General features: G+C 67.1%; 15 protein-coding genes. 7 read left to right on the top strand and 8 right to left on the bottom strand.

The genetic code is table 11. From position 1 onward, the window contains the following. Positions 1-65 precede the first annotated feature (65 nt). The 3 genes from MJ956_RS13060 (at position 66) to MJ956_RS13050 (ending at position 3146) form a co-directional block, all read left to right on the top strand. Positions 66-941 (top strand): N-acetylmuramidase domain-containing protein, encoded by an 876-nt coding sequence (locus MJ956_RS13060; protein WP_253964888.1) that lies wholly within the window; start codon positions 66-68, stop codon positions 939-941. 7 nt (positions 942-948) lie between these two features. Further along, positions 949-1674 carry a trehalose-phosphatase gene (gene otsB / locus MJ956_RS13055; RefSeq protein WP_253964887.1) on the top strand — a complete coding sequence of 242 codons (726 nt, stop codon included), beginning with the start codon at positions 949-951 and terminating at the stop codon, positions 1672-1674. Positions 1675-1754: 80 nt separating this feature from the next. Continuing rightward, positions 1755-3146 carry an alpha,alpha-trehalose-phosphate synthase (UDP-forming) gene (locus MJ956_RS13050; RefSeq protein WP_253964886.1) on the top strand — a complete coding sequence of 464 codons (1392 nt, stop codon included), beginning with the start codon at positions 1755-1757 and terminating at the stop codon, positions 3144-3146. Positions 3147-3202: 56 nt separating this feature from the next. Here MJ956_RS13050 and MJ956_RS13045 read toward each other — a convergent pair whose 3' ends face one another. Then, entirely contained in the window at positions 3203-3667 is a 465-nt protein-coding gene (locus MJ956_RS13045) for a DsrE family protein (RefSeq protein ID WP_253964885.1), read from the bottom strand. Positions 3668-3939: 272 nt separating this feature from the next. Between MJ956_RS13045 and MJ956_RS13040 the strand changes: the two genes are divergently transcribed. Together MJ956_RS13040 and MJ956_RS13035 are read left to right on the top strand one after the other, a co-directional pair. After that, the gene (locus tag MJ956_RS13040; RefSeq protein WP_253964884.1) at positions 3940-4839 is read left to right on the top strand and encodes an alpha/beta hydrolase; all 900 of its coding nucleotides are present in this window, start codon (positions 3940-3942) and stop codon (positions 4837-4839) included. A gap of 32 nt (positions 4840-4871) precedes the next feature. Then, complete coding sequence (locus MJ956_RS13035) at positions 4872-5363, top strand: DUF302 domain-containing protein (RefSeq protein ID WP_253964883.1); 492 nt, start codon at positions 4872-4874, stop codon at positions 5361-5363. A 13-nt stretch (positions 5364-5376) separates the two neighbouring features. Here the strand turns inward: MJ956_RS13035 and MJ956_RS13030 are convergent, their stop codons facing one another. After that, positions 5377-6537, bottom strand: a complete 1161-nt coding sequence (locus MJ956_RS13030; RefSeq protein ID WP_253964882.1) for a YbfB/YjiJ family MFS transporter — start codon at positions 6535-6537, stop codon at positions 5377-5379. Between the two features lie 221 nt (positions 6538-6758). Here MJ956_RS13030 and MJ956_RS13025 point away from each other — a divergent pair, with 221 nt between their 5' ends. Then, positions 6759-7553, top strand: coding sequence for a polyphosphate kinase 2 family protein (locus MJ956_RS13025; RefSeq protein ID WP_253964881.1), 795 nt, complete (start codon positions 6759-6761; stop codon positions 7551-7553). Positions 7554-7612: 59 nt separating this feature from the next. On the opposite strand, the gene MJ956_RS13020 is transcribed toward MJ956_RS13025, so the two are convergent. Together MJ956_RS13020 and MJ956_RS13015 are read right to left on the bottom strand one after the other, a co-directional pair. Continuing rightward, positions 7613-8866 (bottom strand): ATP-binding protein, encoded by a 1254-nt coding sequence (locus MJ956_RS13020; RefSeq protein ID WP_253964880.1) that lies wholly within the window; start codon positions 8864-8866, stop codon positions 7613-7615. After that, complete coding sequence (locus tag MJ956_RS13015) at positions 8863-9591, bottom strand: response regulator (RefSeq protein WP_253964879.1); 729 nt, start codon at positions 9589-9591, stop codon at positions 8863-8865. Before MJ956_RS13015 ends, MJ956_RS13020 begins: the two co-directional genes overlap by 4 nt. A gap of 214 nt (positions 9592-9805) precedes the next feature. On the opposite strand from MJ956_RS13015, the gene MJ956_RS13010 reads away from it, so the two are divergent. Next, a complete protein-coding gene (locus tag MJ956_RS13010; RefSeq protein ID WP_253964878.1) occupies positions 9806-10756 on the top strand; it encodes a hypothetical protein in 951 nt (316 codons plus the stop codon). Between the two features lie 106 nt (positions 10757-10862). Here the strand turns inward: MJ956_RS13010 and MJ956_RS13005 are convergent, their stop codons facing one another. From MJ956_RS13005 to MJ956_RS12990, 4 genes are read right to left on the bottom strand one after another with little or no spacing between them, the layout of a single operon-like run. Beyond that, on the bottom strand, positions 10863-11936 hold the full coding sequence (locus MJ956_RS13005; RefSeq protein ID WP_253964877.1) for a tartrate dehydrogenase: 1074 nt from the start codon (positions 11934-11936) through the stop codon (positions 10863-10865). Positions 11937-11991: 55 nt separating this feature from the next. Then, on the bottom strand, positions 11992-13176 hold the full coding sequence (locus MJ956_RS13000; RefSeq protein WP_253964876.1) for an acetyl-CoA C-acyltransferase: 1185 nt from the start codon (positions 13174-13176) through the stop codon (positions 11992-11994). Positions 13177-13191: 15 nt separating this feature from the next. After that, positions 13192-13797 carry a glutathione S-transferase N-terminal domain-containing protein gene (locus tag MJ956_RS12995; RefSeq protein WP_253964875.1) on the bottom strand — a complete coding sequence of 202 codons (606 nt, stop codon included), beginning with the start codon at positions 13795-13797 and terminating at the stop codon, positions 13192-13194. A gap of 10 nt (positions 13798-13807) precedes the next feature. Continuing rightward, positions 13808-14557 carry a glucose 1-dehydrogenase gene (locus MJ956_RS12990; RefSeq protein WP_253964874.1) on the bottom strand — a complete coding sequence of 250 codons (750 nt, stop codon included), beginning with the start codon at positions 14555-14557 and terminating at the stop codon, positions 13808-13810. Positions 14558-14579 lie beyond the last annotated feature (22 nt).

Raw genomic sequence — 14579 nt, 5'->3', positions numbered from 1 at the left:
ATTTTTTCCCCTTCCTTCGCGCCGCTGCGACAATGAACACGTCGAAGCGAACGCGGGAGCAAACGATGGCGGTGGAAGCGGATGTGTTGGTGGCCGCGCGACGTGTCGAAGCCGAAACCGGCGTCGAGGCGGCGGTGCTGGTGGCCGTCGCCCTGGTCGAGACCGGCGCCGTCGCATTTGGGCGGGTAGGCGAGCGGCGCGAACCGCTGATCCGTTTCGAGGGCCATTATTTCGACCGCCTGCTCGCTCCGGCGGACCGGCAGCGGGCCCGCGCGGCGGGGCTGGCCGATCCCCGCGCCGGTCGAATCCGCAATCCGGCCTCGCAGGCGGCGCGCTGGCGGCTGTTCGGCAAGGCGGCGGCGATCGACTTCGCGGCCGCGGCGCAGTCGGTCTCCTGGGGATTGTGCCAGGTGATGGGCGCCCATTGGCAGCGCCTCGGTTTCCGGAGCGCGGAGGCTTTCGCCGACATGGCTCGCGCATCGGTCGACGGCCAGTTCGAGATCGCCGCAAGGTTTCTCAAGCTCGGCGGTCTCGCGAAACGGCTTGCCGGGGGCGACCTCGCGGGCTTCGCGCGCCGCTACAACGGCCCGGGATATCGCCGCAACCGTTATGACGAGAAGATCGGCGCGGCGTGGCTGGAGGCCCGGCGGCTGATCTTACGGTCGCCAGATGCGCCGAGCGAACTGCGGCGCGGCGCGCGCGGCGATGCGGTGCGATGGTTGCAGGCGGCGCTGCTCGATCACGGCCAACATGATTTGGCCGTCGACGGTATTTTCGGTCCCGCGACAGAGGCGGGGCTGATGGCGTTTCAGCGCGCCGACGGACTGGATTCTTCCGGAATCGCAGATGGGGCGACCCTTATCCGGCTGCTTCCAAGAGCGTTGGCCGGAACATTGCCGGTGAAGGAATGTCTGGCTTCGAACAAGGGCAGCTCTATGTGATATCGTCATGTCCTTGCCTCCTTTGATCGATCCGCATCGCCACGCCGTCTTCGTCGATTTCGACGGGACGCTCGTCGAACTTGTCGACGATCCCCAGGCGGTCGCCATCGCGCCGGCGGCGCTCGAGCGGCTCGAGGCGCTGCAGGCCGCGCTCGGCGGAGCACTGGCGGTGGTGAGCGGCCGCAGGATCGCCGACCTCGACCGGTTCTTGGCGCCGATGCGCTTTGCGGCGGCCGGCGTGCATGGGCTCGAACGGCGGGTGCGCCCGGACGGAGCGACGGAACGGCTCGCGGGCCCGGAGGTGCTCGACGATGTGCGCGAAAAGCTTGGCGGGCCGCTGCGGGACAATCCGCGGCTGAAACTCGAGGACAAAGGCACGGCGCTGGTCCTGCACTATCGCACGGCGCCGGATCTGAAGGCCGTTGCCGAGCGCGCGATGGCCGAGGCGACGGCAGGCCGTCACGATCTTAACGTCATGAATGGCGACAACATCGTCGAAGTGCATCCGACCGGCATGGACAAGGGCAAGGCGCTCGCCGCAATGATGCGGGATGCGCCCTTCGCGGGCCGTGTTCCCGTCTATGTCGGGGATGACACCACTGACGAATTCGCGCTGAAGCACGTGCGCGACGCCGGCGGCGTTTCGGTCAAGGTCGGGGACAAGCGCAGCGTCGCGGAATTCCGGCTGGCGGGCGTCGCCGCGGTCCATCGCTGGCTGGCAGCTTCGGCCTGACCACCGGTCTTGGCTGGCAGCGGAATCGCAAACGAAGAGACGTCGGTGCACCGCCGACCGGAGGCAGGGGAAGGGAGACGATGGCTGAGGGGCAGCGGCGACTGGTTGCGGTTTCGAACCGGGTCGGTCCACTGAATGACGAGGGCAAGGCGGGTGGTCTTGCCGTCGGCCTGTCGGATGCGCTCAGACGGCGCGGCGGGCTCTGGTTCGGCTGGAGCGGCGAGACGTCGGACGAAGGCACCTTCAAGGAAGCTCAGACTCAAGTCCAGGGCGAGGTGTCGATGACCACCATCGACATGACCGAGGAGGAACTCGAGGGTTTTTACTACGGCTACGCCAACCGCTCCTTGTGGCCGCTGTTGCACTACCGCCTCGATCTTGCGCACTTCGATCGCCAGTCCGAGCGCGCCTATCGCTCGGTGAACCAACGCTTCGCGGCGCGGCTGGCGCCCCTGATCGAGGACGAGGATCTGGTCTGGGTCCACGACTATCATTTCTTCTTTCTCGGCTCGGAGCTGCGCCAGAGCGGGTTCAAGGGCAAGATCGGCTTCTTCCTGCACATTCCGTTCTGCCCGCCGGAAATCTTCACGGCGCTGCCGGCCAGCCACGACCTTGTCCGGGCCATGCTCGCCTACGATGTCGTCGGCTTCCAGACCGATACCGACCGGCGCAACTTCGTGGGGTTCTGCCTGCGCGAGCTAGGTGGCGAAAAACTGGAAGGCCACAGGGTCCGGGTTGGCGACCGCGTCGTGAGGGCGGATACCTTTCCGATCGGCATCGACGCGCCCGGCTTCGAGCGTTTCGCCGTCTCGCCCGAGGCCAGCGAGCATGAGGAGATGCTGCGGGAAATCGCCGGCGACCGACTGCAGATCGTCGGGGTCGACCGGATGGATTATTCCAAGGGGCTGGTCGAGCGCTTTCGCGGCTTCGAGCGGCTGCTGGAAGACTACCCGGAGAATCGCGGCAAGGTACAGTTTCTGCAGGTGGCGCCGCTGTCCCGTTCGGAGCTCGACGCCTATGTCGAGCTGCGTCGGGAACTGGAGGAGCTCGCCGGCCATATCAACGGCCGGTTCGCCACGCTGGACTGGACGCCGATCCAGATCATGACCCGCGGCTTCACCCGCCGGGCGCTGGCGGGCATCTATCGCGCCGCCCGCGTCTGCCTGGTGACACCGTTACGCGACGGCATGAACCTCGTGGCGAAGGAATTCGTCGCCGCGCAGGATCCTGACGATCCCGGCGTGCTGGTCTTGTCGCGCTTCGCCGGCGCACGGGCCGAATTGCCCGATGCGCTGATCGTCAATCCGTATTCGACCGACGATGTCGCGCGGGCCTTGCAGCGCGCGCTGACGATGCCCTTCGACGAGCGCGATCGCCGCTGGAGGGCGATGCGCGAGGCGGTGTTCGCGGGACCCTCGTCGAACTGGTGCGACGCCTTTCTCGGTGCGCTCGAGAACAGCGGCGTGGACTGACCCGCGGCGCGGGTCAGATTCGGCGGAGGCGTTCAGCTCCGCCGAGTCTCAAAGACCTATGGACGGACGTAGGCGTAGCCGTCCTCCTGCAATTCGATCAGGCGTACCACGCCCGAGGGCACTTCGGTGGCGTCCTCAAGCAAGGCAATTTCCTTGCCCTCGTTCTTGGCCATCGCCTTGCGGGTATTGCCGCAGGCGGCGAAGCTCAGACCGGCGATCTCCATCGACATCATCTTGATCCGATTGGCCACCGGCGCGGTGTCGGCGCGCAGCATGTGGAGGCCCGGACCATAGGTAACCACCTCGATGGTCACCTCCTCGCCCTTCTCGTCGTAATAGGCCTTGATGTTCTGAACATTGTTCAGTGCCAGGTTCATCCGTTTGGGGTCGTTCTCATCGACATGGATCGCAACCTTGTGCGGTTCCGCCGCCTGGGCCCCCGTCACACCGCCGGTAAACGGCGCCGCGAGCATGAAGGCCAGGACGGCAAGGGCCGCGAAACGCGTCATTGCGATTTTCATTTATATTCCTCCCGTTGCGATCCGATGGGACACGGCTGTCAAATCCGCGCACCGTTTGCGGCGACAGTGTTGCCGAAGCGGTCCTTGATGTCTACGTTGATATTCATGAATGCGAATATATCGGGTTCACGATGACGCGACTGGGAGGTGTTATGAAACAAGTCGACGGTGCCGCTCCGGTAGGAGGGCTTTCATCTCTCGTCGTGAAAATTCGGTGCGGGGCAGTCGCGTTCACGCGTGGTTTGACCGGCGGCGCGTCTAGCCGGCCATTCGTGTCGTGTCTCGCTGCCGCTGGGTTGGCGGTGGCGGCGCTCGGCGTATCCCCCACAAGCGCGGCGGAAACAGCGGCGGTCGAGATCCCCTTCGACGGATTGACGCTGACCGGCGATCTCGTGCGTCCCGACGATGTCGATACGAGTCAGCCGATCGTTCTTCTCGTCCACGGCACGTTTGCCCACAAGGACCTCGAGCTGATCGAGGCGCTGCAGGGCGCGCTGGCCGAGCGGGAGATCGCCTCGCTCGCCGTGACCCTGTCGCTGGGGCAGGATCGACGGGAAGGCATGTGGGACTGCAACCAGCCCTCGACCCACCGGCATGAGGACGCGGTGGCCGAGATCAGCGCCTGGGTCGACTGGCTCGGCGACGAGGGCTACGCGCAGATCGTTCCGCTCGGGCACAGTCGCGGCGGCGCGCAGGTCGCGCTCTGGCTCAGCCGGCAGGGCGAACGAGCCGATATTCCGGCCGCCGTCCTGATCGCGCCGGCGACCGAGGATGGCTCCGCGGCGGAAAGCTACGAACAGCGCTTCGGCGCGAAGCTGGCGGATGTCCTTGCCGAGGCAAAGGCCGCCGAGCCGGGGCAGATACTTGATGTTCCAGGCCTCGTCTACTGCTCTGATACCAAGGCAGCGGCACAATCAGTATTGTCCTATCACGCGGAGAACCCTGAGCGGGACACACCGACGCTGCTGACGCGGGGCGTTTCGATGCCGGTTCTGGTGATCGCCGGCGGCGAGGACGAGGTGGTCACCGATCTTCCGGAGCGGCTGGCGCCCATCGTTGACGGGACGAAGATTCGCCTGGAGACCGTCGAGGGGGCCGATCATATGTTCCTGGACTTCTTCGCGGAAGACGCCGCCGACCTTGTCGCGGAGCACATCGCCGCGACCCCGTGAACACCCGAGACCTCAACCGAAGGAGAGTTGCAATGAAACGGACTGCCATCAAGGGAGGCGCAATCGCGCTTCTGTTCGCCGGTCTCGCCGCCATGCCAGCTACCGCGGCGGAGACCATCACCTCCTATGAGACCGACGCGCCATTCGACGAGGTCCGGCAGGATCTGACGGACGCCATCGTCAACCGCGGTTATGTGATCGATTACGAGGCGTTCGTCGGCGAAATGCTGGCGCGCACCGGTGGCGACGTCGGGGCCGAGAAGACCCTCTTCCAGGACGGCAACGCCAACGTCATGCAATTCTGTTCCGCCGTCCTGTCGCGCAAGGCGATGGAGGCGGACATCATGAATCTTTCCTTCTGCCCCTACGGCGTGTTCGTCTATGAGAACGCCGAGACAGCCGGCACCGTGACGGTCGGTTTCCGCCGCCTCGACGAGATCGGCTCGGACGAATCCAAAGCCGCTATCGGCGAAATCAACGCGGTCCTCGACGAGATCGCCAAGGAGGCTGCCGGCGCCGAATGATCGGCGACCCGGTTCAGGCGGCGACCGGTGTTTCCGGTCGCCGCCTGATCGCGACCACGAGTGCCGACAGACCGAGAGCAAGGATGGCCGCCGAGCCGATCAGAGCCAGATTGTAGTCACCCTCGCCGGCGACGAGAAAGCCGGCGGCGAGCGGGCCGAGCATCTGGCCGAGGCCGAAACCGGCGGTGAGGATGGCAAAGCCGCGGCCGCCGAGACCGTGCCGCCCGAGCGGCATGGTCAAGACGGTGATGGCCATGAAAGTGCCGCCGAAGAGGACGGCGGCGACCAGCGCCGCGATGCCTGAGCTGCTGACGGCCGGCAGGAGGACGCCGACGATCTGCGCCGCGTAGGCGGCGGCGAGCGCGGCCGAAAAGCCGATCCGTTCGGCGATCCGCGACCAGATCAGGCAGCTCGGCAGACCGGCGAGACCGACGATGATCCACACCCAGTCGCCCATCGCCTCCAGTCCGGGCCGGGATTTGACGATCGCCACGATGAAGGTGGCGAAGACCGAATAGCCCAGCCCCTCGCAACTGTAATTAATCAGCAGCGGCCAGAAGGGCAGCGGGCGAGGCACGCGGCGCCGCGGGTCCGGCGCGTCGGTCCGCGCCGGCAGAGTCCGGTCGCGCACCGCGGCAAGGACGACCGGCGCGAAAATGGCCGCCAGCAGGCCGCCGGCGATCCACAGGCCGGCGGAATCGAGAAAGGGCGCTGCGAACAGGACGAGCAGGCCGGAGGCGGCGATGCCGATCCCCACGCCGCCGAATACCCAGCCGAGCCGTGCCTCGGCGCCGACCGCGGCCAGCGCCTCGGCGACCATGCCGGCGGCCGAAATCATCGCGAAGGCGCTGGCGAGCCCGGAGAGGGTGCGCAGCACCAGCCAGGCGCCGAGCTCGTCGGTGAGCCCCATCGCCAGCGTGGTCATGACGCTGGCCACGACGCCAAGGCGGAAGGCGGCGAGACGTGGCGCGCCGCGCGGAACGAAACTGGCAAGCAGCGAACCGGCGAGATAGCCGGCGAAATTCGCGGCCGCGATCAGGCCCGCGACGTCGACGCCGAAGCCGTGGTCGTGCTGCATCAGCGGCAGCAGCGGCGTGTAGTAGAAACGGCCGACGCCCATGACGATCGCCAGCGTCAGGAAACCGCCGAGAAGAAGTCGATTGGTCGGGTGCATGGCGAAAACCGGATCCGTCGACGAGCCGTTCGCGCCGCCGGAGCTTGTGTAGCCGATCGATTAACGCAGCGAAACGTCTGTTCGGACAGACGCCGCGTGTCCGGTCGGGGGCCGCTCCGAACTGTCGGGCGCACGGTAGATCGGCGGCCGCCCGGCGCGGTTCTTGTCGCGGAGCCAGACGACCGCCCTATGTGACCGGCGAGATCAGGTGAGGAGGCTCCATGGCCAATCGTAAATCCCGGCCCAAGCGGCTGTCCGACCTCGATATGGATACGAGGATTGCCAAGGATCAGTACGAATCGCGGCTGCAAGCGGTGCAGACGCGCTTCCGCCAGATCCAGCAGGCCTACCTGCATACGAAGGACGAGGCCGTCATCGTCTTCGAGGGCTGGGACGCGGCCGGCAAGGGCGGCGCGATCCGGCGGATGGCGAGCGTAATGGATCCGCGCGGCTTTCGGGTCTGGCCGATCGGAGCACCGTCCGCCGAGGAACTGGCCCGGCATTACCTGGCGCGATTCTGGGAGCGGCTGCCGGCGAAGGGCGAGATCGCGGTGTTCGACCGTTCCTGGTACGGACGGGTTCTGGTCGAACGCGTCGAGGGATATGCGGAGGAGCCCGAATGGCGACGGGCCTATGAGGAGATCAATCAGTTCGAGGCGATGCTGACCGACGCCGGCACGCGGATCGCCAAGGTGTTTCTTTATATCGACAGGGACGAGCAGCTGGCGCGGTTCGAGAAGCGGCTGCGCGATCCGTTGAAGCGGTGGAAACTTTCCTTCGAGGATTTTCGCAACCGCGACAAATGGGACCAGTACGAAGAGGCCGTCAACGACATGCTCGAGCGCACCGACACCGCGGCCGCGCCATGGCAGGTCATTTCCGCCAACCACAAGAAGTACGCCCGGGTGGCGGCCCTCACCGGAATCGCCGACCGGCTCGCGGAGGGGGTCGACCTGTCGCCACGGCCGCTCGATAGCGAACTCGAACGGCGCTTCGAGCGGGAGACGACGGGCTGAGAGGTTCAATCGGCGGGCGACGCACCGCCATCATGGACCGAACGAGCCGGGCCTTCTCCTTACGTAGCCAGCGGCAGGCGGATGGTTTGCCGCAGGCCGCCCGTCTCGCGATTGGCCACAGCGATCGCGCCGCCGGCCTGCTCGATAATTTCCTTGGCGATCGCCATGCCGAGCCCGGCTCCCGGTTTGAACTTGCGGCGACCGGGATCGACCCGGAAGAACGGCTCGAAGGCTCGGTCGATCATCTCGTTCGGTATGCCGGGTCCATTGTCGGTGATGGTGATCACTGCCTCGCCCCCCGTGCGGGCCAGCGCGATCCGTGCGCCTTCGCCATGTATGGCGGCATTGTCGACGAGATTGCGCAAAGCCCGCTTCAGCGCCAGCGGCCGGGCGACCACCAGGAGCGGCGGCCCACCCGCCGGCATCGCGTCCACGGGATGACCGATCTCGCGCAGTTCCGCCGCGATTTCGTTCAGCAGCCGATCGAGCCGGATCGGCTCGTCGGGCGCGGTGTCGACCTCCTCGCGCACGAGGCGGATGGCGCTGTCGGCGATGCGGTCGAGCTCGGCCAGATCCTTGAGCCAGACTTCCCGCTCCTCGTCGGGCAGGAATTCGGCGCGCAGGCGCATGCGCGTCATCGGCGTGCGTAAATCGTGGCCAGCGGCGGCGACGAGACGCATGCGGCTTTCGATCGCCTCGCGCACGCGGCTGGTCAGCCGGTTGAGCGCCGCTGCGGTGGCGCGGACCTCGGCCGGGCCGTCTTCCGGGACATGGGCGGGCAGCCCGTCCGGACCGATCGTCGAAACCGCCTCGTCCAATATGCGAAGCGGCCGCGTCATCTTGGTGGCGGCGAAGAGGGAGACTGCAGCCGCGCCGATAACGACCAAGGCCATGTAGGAGACGAAGGCCGGCCAATTGCGCGTTCTGAGGCCCGGATGCGGCAGATAGGCCCAGCGCCCCGGCGCGAACTCGAAGGCGAGTTGCGGCGTATGCGTGCGCATGTCGCCGACCAAGCGAACCGGAATGGAAAGGCCCTCGCCGGCCAAACGCTCGGCCATGCGGCGCGCCTCGTGAACCATCACGCCGTTGCCGGGAACCGGCGCGTCGCCGACGACGATGCCGAGCCGTTCGGCCGCACCCGGGTCGGACGCGAGGATCGTGGCGACGATGCGCACCTCATTGACGAACGCCGCGCGGAAGCTGTCGCGGTCGGGCCGTTCGAGAACCTGCACCGAAACCAGCGCAGCGATCACCACGACGCCGACGATGGCGAGGACAAGTAGCATGGCCAGCCGGGAGCGCAGCGATCTCATGACGGACCGCCCGCGCGCCGTTCGACCCGCGCGGCAAACTGATAGCCGCCATTGCGCACCGTCTTGAACAGCCGGAAGACGCCGTTGTCGTTGAACTTGCGCCGCAGCCGGCTCATCGTCACGTCGACGGAGCGGTCGAAGGGGTCGGCGGTCCGTCCGTGCAGGAGATCCATCAGTATATCGCGGGAGAGAACGCGGCCGGGCCGTTCGAGAAAGATCATCAGGAGATCGAATTCGGCGCCGGTGAGTTCGATCTCCTCACCATCGGGGGCGCCGACCAGCCGGCGCTCCGGATCGACGGTGAAGGCCTCGAAGGTGTAGAGGCCAGGGTCCGCCGGACGCTCCGAGGCGCTCTCACCACTGCGTCTCAGCACCGCGCGGATGCGGGCGGCGAGTTCGCGCGGGTTGAACGGCTTGCCGAGATAATCATCGGCGCCCAGCTCCAGACCGATGATCCGGTCGACGTCCTCCTTCAGGGCGGTGAGGAGGATGATCGCGATCTCCGGCCGCCGCTCCTTCAGGTCGCGGCAAATGTCGAGGCCGGAACCATCGGGTAGCATGACATCCAGTACCACGAGGGCGACGCGCGAATCGGCGATTTTCTCCTCGCAGGCGCGCCGGTTGGCGGCGAGAGAGCAGCGGAACCCCTGGCCTTCGAGATACTTTCCCAGCAGGCGCAGGATTTCAGGGTCGTCATCGACGACGAGGATGTGCGGCAGGCTCATGCGGTGGGCGTCCTTCAGCTTGCTCTCCTCACTGCCGACTCCGTGACGCCGGCGCGAGGCGAATTTTGTAACGGGACGTTGCCCCTGGGCGCTGTGATACGTTCTGCAACAACTCTCCGGATCCGGGCGATCTTTCGTAACATTCCGCCGCATCGCGGCAACAAGTGGCACCTAGATTGAGGGTCCAGACGTCATCCAACCAGAGGACATCGATATGACTCACCTACACAATCGCACCACGTCACGCCCCAAACGGTTCGTCGCCATCGCCGCCGCGGCGCTCATGGCCAGCACTGCCGCCGGCACGGCGTTTGCCCAGCAGACCCCCTCCCCATCGCAGCCCTCCGCCGCGGCCGCTTCGGACTCCCGCGACGGTTCGACGATGCGCCGCGGCGATGGTCCGCGCATGTCCGGACAACGTGGCGAGCGCGGCGGCAAGAACTTCAAGGGCCACGGCGGTAGGGGTGGCATGCAGGGCATGGAACGCATGGGCGGGGGCGGACGTCACGCCGGCATGATGGCGCGCATGTTTACGCCGGCGCGCGTCGCCGACGCGCTGTCGACGATCGAGACCGGTATCGGCGTCCGTCCGGACCAGATGGAGGCATGGCGCACATTCACCGCCGCCGTGGTCGCCTTCGCTGACGCCTCGCAGCCGCCGCGTATGGGCATGGGCATGGGGCAGGGACGCGGCATGATGATGCCGAACGCCGGCACCGACACCTCCGATGCCGACACCGCGATGGCGGACGATACCGACACCGCCGAGGAGACCGACGACACGGCGGCCTCGGACGCGGTGATGGAGGATGAAAGCGACGACAGCACCAGCACTGCGGGCCAGGCCGCTCCGCAATTCCGCGCTTTCCGGATGCTCGACCGCATGGCGGATCGGGCGATCGCCAAGGCCGGCGACGCCGAAGCTCTGAAGAGCGCGATCGCCGAAGTCGAAGGCGTGCTGACCCCCGAGCAGATCACGGCCGCCCACGGGATCGTTCGTTCGATGATGCGCGATGCGCATGCCGAACGCCGGATGGAGATGCGCGGCCATGGCGGCGGACGCGGCGACATGCGCCGCGGTCACGGGCACGGGCACGGGGGTGGTTCCGAAGGCGGATATCATCACCGTGGCGGTGACGACGGCCGTGGTCCCGACCGCCGTTGAGCGGTTGATCTCACGGGAGCGCGAAAGCTCTCTCCGCGATCCAGTCTAACCAAAACGGCCGGCCTCGCGACGAGGCCGGCCGATTTCCGTCAAAGGCTCGCCGGTATCAGCCCAGCGCGTCGGCGATCGCCTTGCCGCAATCCTCGGTGCCGAGCGGGCCGCCCAGGTCGCCGGTCCTAAGCTTTTCCTCGGCCAGCACCGTCTCGATGGCGCTCACGATCGCCGCGCCGGCTTCCGCATGGCCGAGATGATCGAGCATCATCGCCCCGGCCCAGATCTGGCCGACCGGGTTGGCGATGCCCTTGCCGAAAATGTCGGGCGCGGAGCCATGCACCGGCTCGAACAGCGAGGGGAAGTTCCGCTCCGGATTGATGTTGCCCGAAGGCGCGATGCCGATCGTGCCGGTGCAGGCCGGTCCGAGATCGGAGAGGATGTCGCCGAAGAGATTGGAAGCGACGACCACGTCGAACCGGTCCGGGTTGAGCACGAAATGCGCCGTCAGGATATCGATGTGATATTTGTCCCAACGCACGTCGGGATAGGATTTCGCCATCGCCTCCACCCGCTCGTCCCAATAGGGCATGGTGATGGAGATGCCGTTCGATTTGGTCGCCGAAGTCAGGTGCTTCTTGTCGCGGCGCTGGGCGAGATCGAAGGCGTATTTCAGGATGCGGTCGACGCCGACGCGGCTCATCACCGTCTGCTGGGTGACGAACTCCCGGTCGGTGCCCTCGAACATGCGGCCGCCGACCGAGGAATATTCGCCCTCGGTGTTCTCGCGCACGACGAAGAAGTCGATGTCGCCCGGCTCGCGGCCGGCGAGCGGGCTCTTGACGCCCGGCATCAGCTTGACCGGGCGAAGATTCACATATTGATCGAACTCGCGGCGGAACTTGATCAGCGAACCCCAGAGCGAGACGTGGTCGGGCACCGTCTCCGGCCAGCCGACGGCGCCGAAGAAGATCGCGTCATGCCCGCCGATCTGCGCCTTCCAATCCTCAGGCATCATCTCGCCGTGCTTGGCGTAGTAGTCGCAGGAGGCGAAGTCGAAGGTGTCGAAGCGCAGGTCGAGGTCGAATTTCGACGCCGCCGCTTCGAGCACGCGCAGGCCCTCGGGAATGGTTTCCTTGCCGATGCCGTCACCGGCGATGACGGCGATCTTCAGACTGTTGGATGACATGGGGCCTCTTTGCTTCAGGGGTAGATCGGATTGGTTCGGGTCGCCGGTGCGCAGCTTATTGCAGCATCTCGATCGCGACGGCGGTCGCCTCGCCGCCGCCGATGCAGATGGCTGCGACGCCGCGCCGCTCTCCGCGCTCGCGCAGGGCGGCGATCAGGGTAACGATGATGCGCGCGCCGGACGCGCCGATCGGGTGACCGAGGGCGCAGGCGCCGCCATGAACATTCATGATGTCGAGCGGAATGGCGAGCTCGCGCATGGCGATCATCGGGACGACGGCGAAGGCCTCGTTGACCTCGAAGAGATCGACGTCCGACAGTCGCCATTCGGCGCTATTCAGCACGCGGCGGATCGCCTCGACCGGCGCGGAGGTGAATTTCGCCGGCTCGCCGGCGAACTGGCTGGTCGCGACGATCCGCGCGAGCGGCGTCAGGCCGCGCTTTTCGGCGCCACTCTCGCGGCCGAGCACCAGCGCGGCGGCGCCGTCGGAAATCGACGAGGAATTGGCTGCGGTGACCGTGCCGCCGGCGCGGAAGGCGGGCTTCAGGGTCGGGATATTGGCGGCGTCGGCCTTGCCCGGCTGTTCGTCGCGGGTGACGGTCACCGGTCCCTTGCGGGTGGCGACGTCGACCGGGGCGATTTCCGCGCCGAGCGCGTCGCTCTTCTGGGCGTCGAGGGCGCGGGTCAGCGAGGCGACGGCGTACGCGTCCTGTTCCTTGCGGGTGAACTGGTAGGCCTCGGCCGCGTCCTCGGCGAAGGTGCCCATCAGCCGGCCCTTGTCGTAGGCGTCCTCCAGGCCGTCCAGGAACATATGGTCGATCACCTGGCCGTGGCCGAGGCGCAGGCCGGCGCGTGCCTTGGGCAGCAGATACGGCGCATTCGACATCGACTCCATGCCGCCGGCGACGCGCATGCCGTCCGGGCGGGCATGCAGGCTGTCATGGGCCATCATCACCGCCATCATGCCGGAGCCGCACATCTTGTTGACGGTCGCGCAGGGGACGGATTTCGGCAGGCCGCCACCGATCGCCGCCTGGCGCGCCGGCGCCTGGCCGAGGCCGGCGGGCAGCACGCAGCCCATGGTCACCTCGGCGACGTCGTTGGCCGACGCGCCGGCGCGTTCCATTGCGGCGGCGATGGCTTTCGCGCCGAGTTCGGTGGCGGCGAGTCCGGCCAGCTCGCCCTGAAAGCCGCCGAGCGGCGTGCGGGCGCCGCCGAGAATGACGATCGGATCCTGCATCGTGAAACTCCTTGCTCAGCTCGGCGGGCGGGTCGCGGCCAGCGCCGGCCGATCAGCGGCCTCCTCGCGCAACGTCGCGAGACGCGGCGTCGCCGGGACCCAATCGGCACCCGGAAAGCGAAGCGCGACATAGTCGAGCGCGGTGACGGCGGCGATGGTGCCGAGATCCAGACGCTCGCCGGGCGCGTCGAGGACCTTGGCATCGAGCCGTTTCAATCCGTCGGCCACGGCGCGGCGTCGCCGTTCCGCGATCGGGTTCGAGTCGAACGCGGTGTCGGCGAAACTCCCGCTGACGATCCGCCGCCCGATGAGGATCTGCACGGCGGCGTCGCAGACTCCGATGCCGATGCCGGCGACCGCGAGGCTCTTGGCGTCGCTGGCCGAGAGGGCGCCCTTGCCTTGCCGCTCGGCAAAGGCCGCGATGAGCAGGCACTCGGTGATCGCCGTGCCGTCGTCGAGAACGAGACACGGCACGCGCCCGGCGCTGTTGGCTGAAAGGAGCTCCGCCTCGTCGGCCCATGGATCGACGTTCTGGATTTCGAGCTCCTCGATTCCCGCCTCGATCAGCGCCGCATGGGCGATGCGGGCGAAGGGGGAGGTGGGGTTCTTCAGAAGCTTCATCGCGGTAACCTCAGATACAGCGCCCGCCGTCGACCTCGAGGACGGCGCCGGTGATCATCGCGGCTTCGTCGGAGGAAAGGAAGACCGTGGCGTTGGCGATGTCGTCGGGCCGGCTCATCCGGCCGAGCGGGATGGTGGCGATGAATTTGGCGCGGTTCTCCGGCGTGTCCGGAACGCCCATGAATTCCGACAGCAGACCCGTTTCGCCGATCACCGGGGCGATGCCGCAGACCCGGATCTTCATCGGCGCCAGCTCGACGGCGAGGGACTTGGTCAGCGTGTTCACCGCGCCCTTGGACGAGTTGTACCAGGTCAGGCCCGGACGCGGACGCAAGCCGGCGGTCGAGCCGATATTGACGATGACGCCGCCGCCCGCGTCGCGCATGGCCGGGACGCAGACGCGGGTCATGTGGAAGATCGATTTCACATTGACCGCGTAGACCTTGTCGAACTCCTCCTCGGTGACCTCGAGGATCGGCTTGTTGCGGTGGGTCCAGCCGGCATTGTTGACGACCACGTCGATGCCGCCGAGCGCGGCGCTCGCCGTTTCCCACGCCGCCTCGACCGCCTTGCCGTTGGTGAGGTCGCAGGCGATCGCCACATGACCCTCGCCGAGTTCGCCGGCCACGCGCCTGGCGCCCGTCTCGTTGATGTCGAGCACGGCGACCTTGGCGCCCTCCCTGGCGAAGGCCCTGGCGATGCCTTCGCCGAAACCGGAGCCGCCGCCCGTGACGAGGGCGCGCTTGTTGGCCAGACGCATGAATGATCCTCCCGATCGATCG

This window comes from Aurantimonas marianensis, assembly GCF_024195285.1.
GTDB lineage: Bacteria > Pseudomonadota > Alphaproteobacteria > Rhizobiales > Rhizobiaceae > Aurantimonas > Aurantimonas marianensis.
This window is presented reverse-complemented; position numbering and strand designations above follow the sequence as displayed.

What these genes read in the sequence shown, in the direction of transcription:
- MJ956_RS13060 (WP_253964888.1), top strand. Translation starts at nt 66, where the DNA reads ATGGCGGTGGAAGCGGATGTGTTGGTGGCCGCGCGACGTGTCGAAGCC.
- otsB (WP_253964887.1), top strand. Translation starts at nt 949, where the DNA reads ATGTCCTTGCCTCCTTTGATCGATCCGCATCGCCACGCCGTCTTCGTC.
- MJ956_RS13050 (WP_253964886.1), top strand. Translation starts at nt 1,755, where the DNA reads ATGGCTGAGGGGCAGCGGCGACTGGTTGCGGTTTCGAACCGGGTCGGT.
- MJ956_RS13045 (WP_253964885.1), bottom strand. Translation starts at nt 3,667, where the DNA reads ATGAAAATCGCAATGACGCGTTTCGCGGCCCTTGCCGTCCTGGCCTTC.
- MJ956_RS13035 (WP_253964883.1), top strand. Translation starts at nt 4,872, where the DNA reads ATGAAACGGACTGCCATCAAGGGAGGCGCAATCGCGCTTCTGTTCGCC.
- MJ956_RS13030 (WP_253964882.1), bottom strand. Translation starts at nt 6,537, where the DNA reads ATGCACCCGACCAATCGACTTCTTCTCGGCGGTTTCCTGACGCTGGCG.
- MJ956_RS13025 (WP_253964881.1), top strand. Translation starts at nt 6,759, where the DNA reads ATGGCCAATCGTAAATCCCGGCCCAAGCGGCTGTCCGACCTCGATATG.
- MJ956_RS13020 (WP_253964880.1), bottom strand. Translation starts at nt 8,866, where the DNA reads ATGAGATCGCTGCGCTCCCGGCTGGCCATGCTACTTGTCCTCGCCATC.
- MJ956_RS13015 (WP_253964879.1), bottom strand. Translation starts at nt 9,591, where the DNA reads ATGAGCCTGCCGCACATCCTCGTCGTCGATGACGACCCTGAAATCCTG.
- MJ956_RS13010 (WP_253964878.1), top strand. Translation starts at nt 9,806, where the DNA reads ATGACTCACCTACACAATCGCACCACGTCACGCCCCAAACGGTTCGTC.
- MJ956_RS13005 (WP_253964877.1), bottom strand. Translation starts at nt 11,936, where the DNA reads ATGTCATCCAACAGTCTGAAGATCGCCGTCATCGCCGGTGACGGCATC.
- MJ956_RS13000 (WP_253964876.1), bottom strand. Translation starts at nt 13,176, where the DNA reads ATGCAGGATCCGATCGTCATTCTCGGCGGCGCCCGCACGCCGCTCGGC.
- MJ956_RS12995 (WP_253964875.1), bottom strand. Translation starts at nt 13,797, where the DNA reads ATGAAGCTTCTGAAGAACCCCACCTCCCCCTTCGCCCGCATCGCCCAT.
- MJ956_RS12990 (WP_253964874.1), bottom strand. Translation starts at nt 14,557, where the DNA reads ATGCGTCTGGCCAACAAGCGCGCCCTCGTCACGGGCGGCGGCTCCGGT.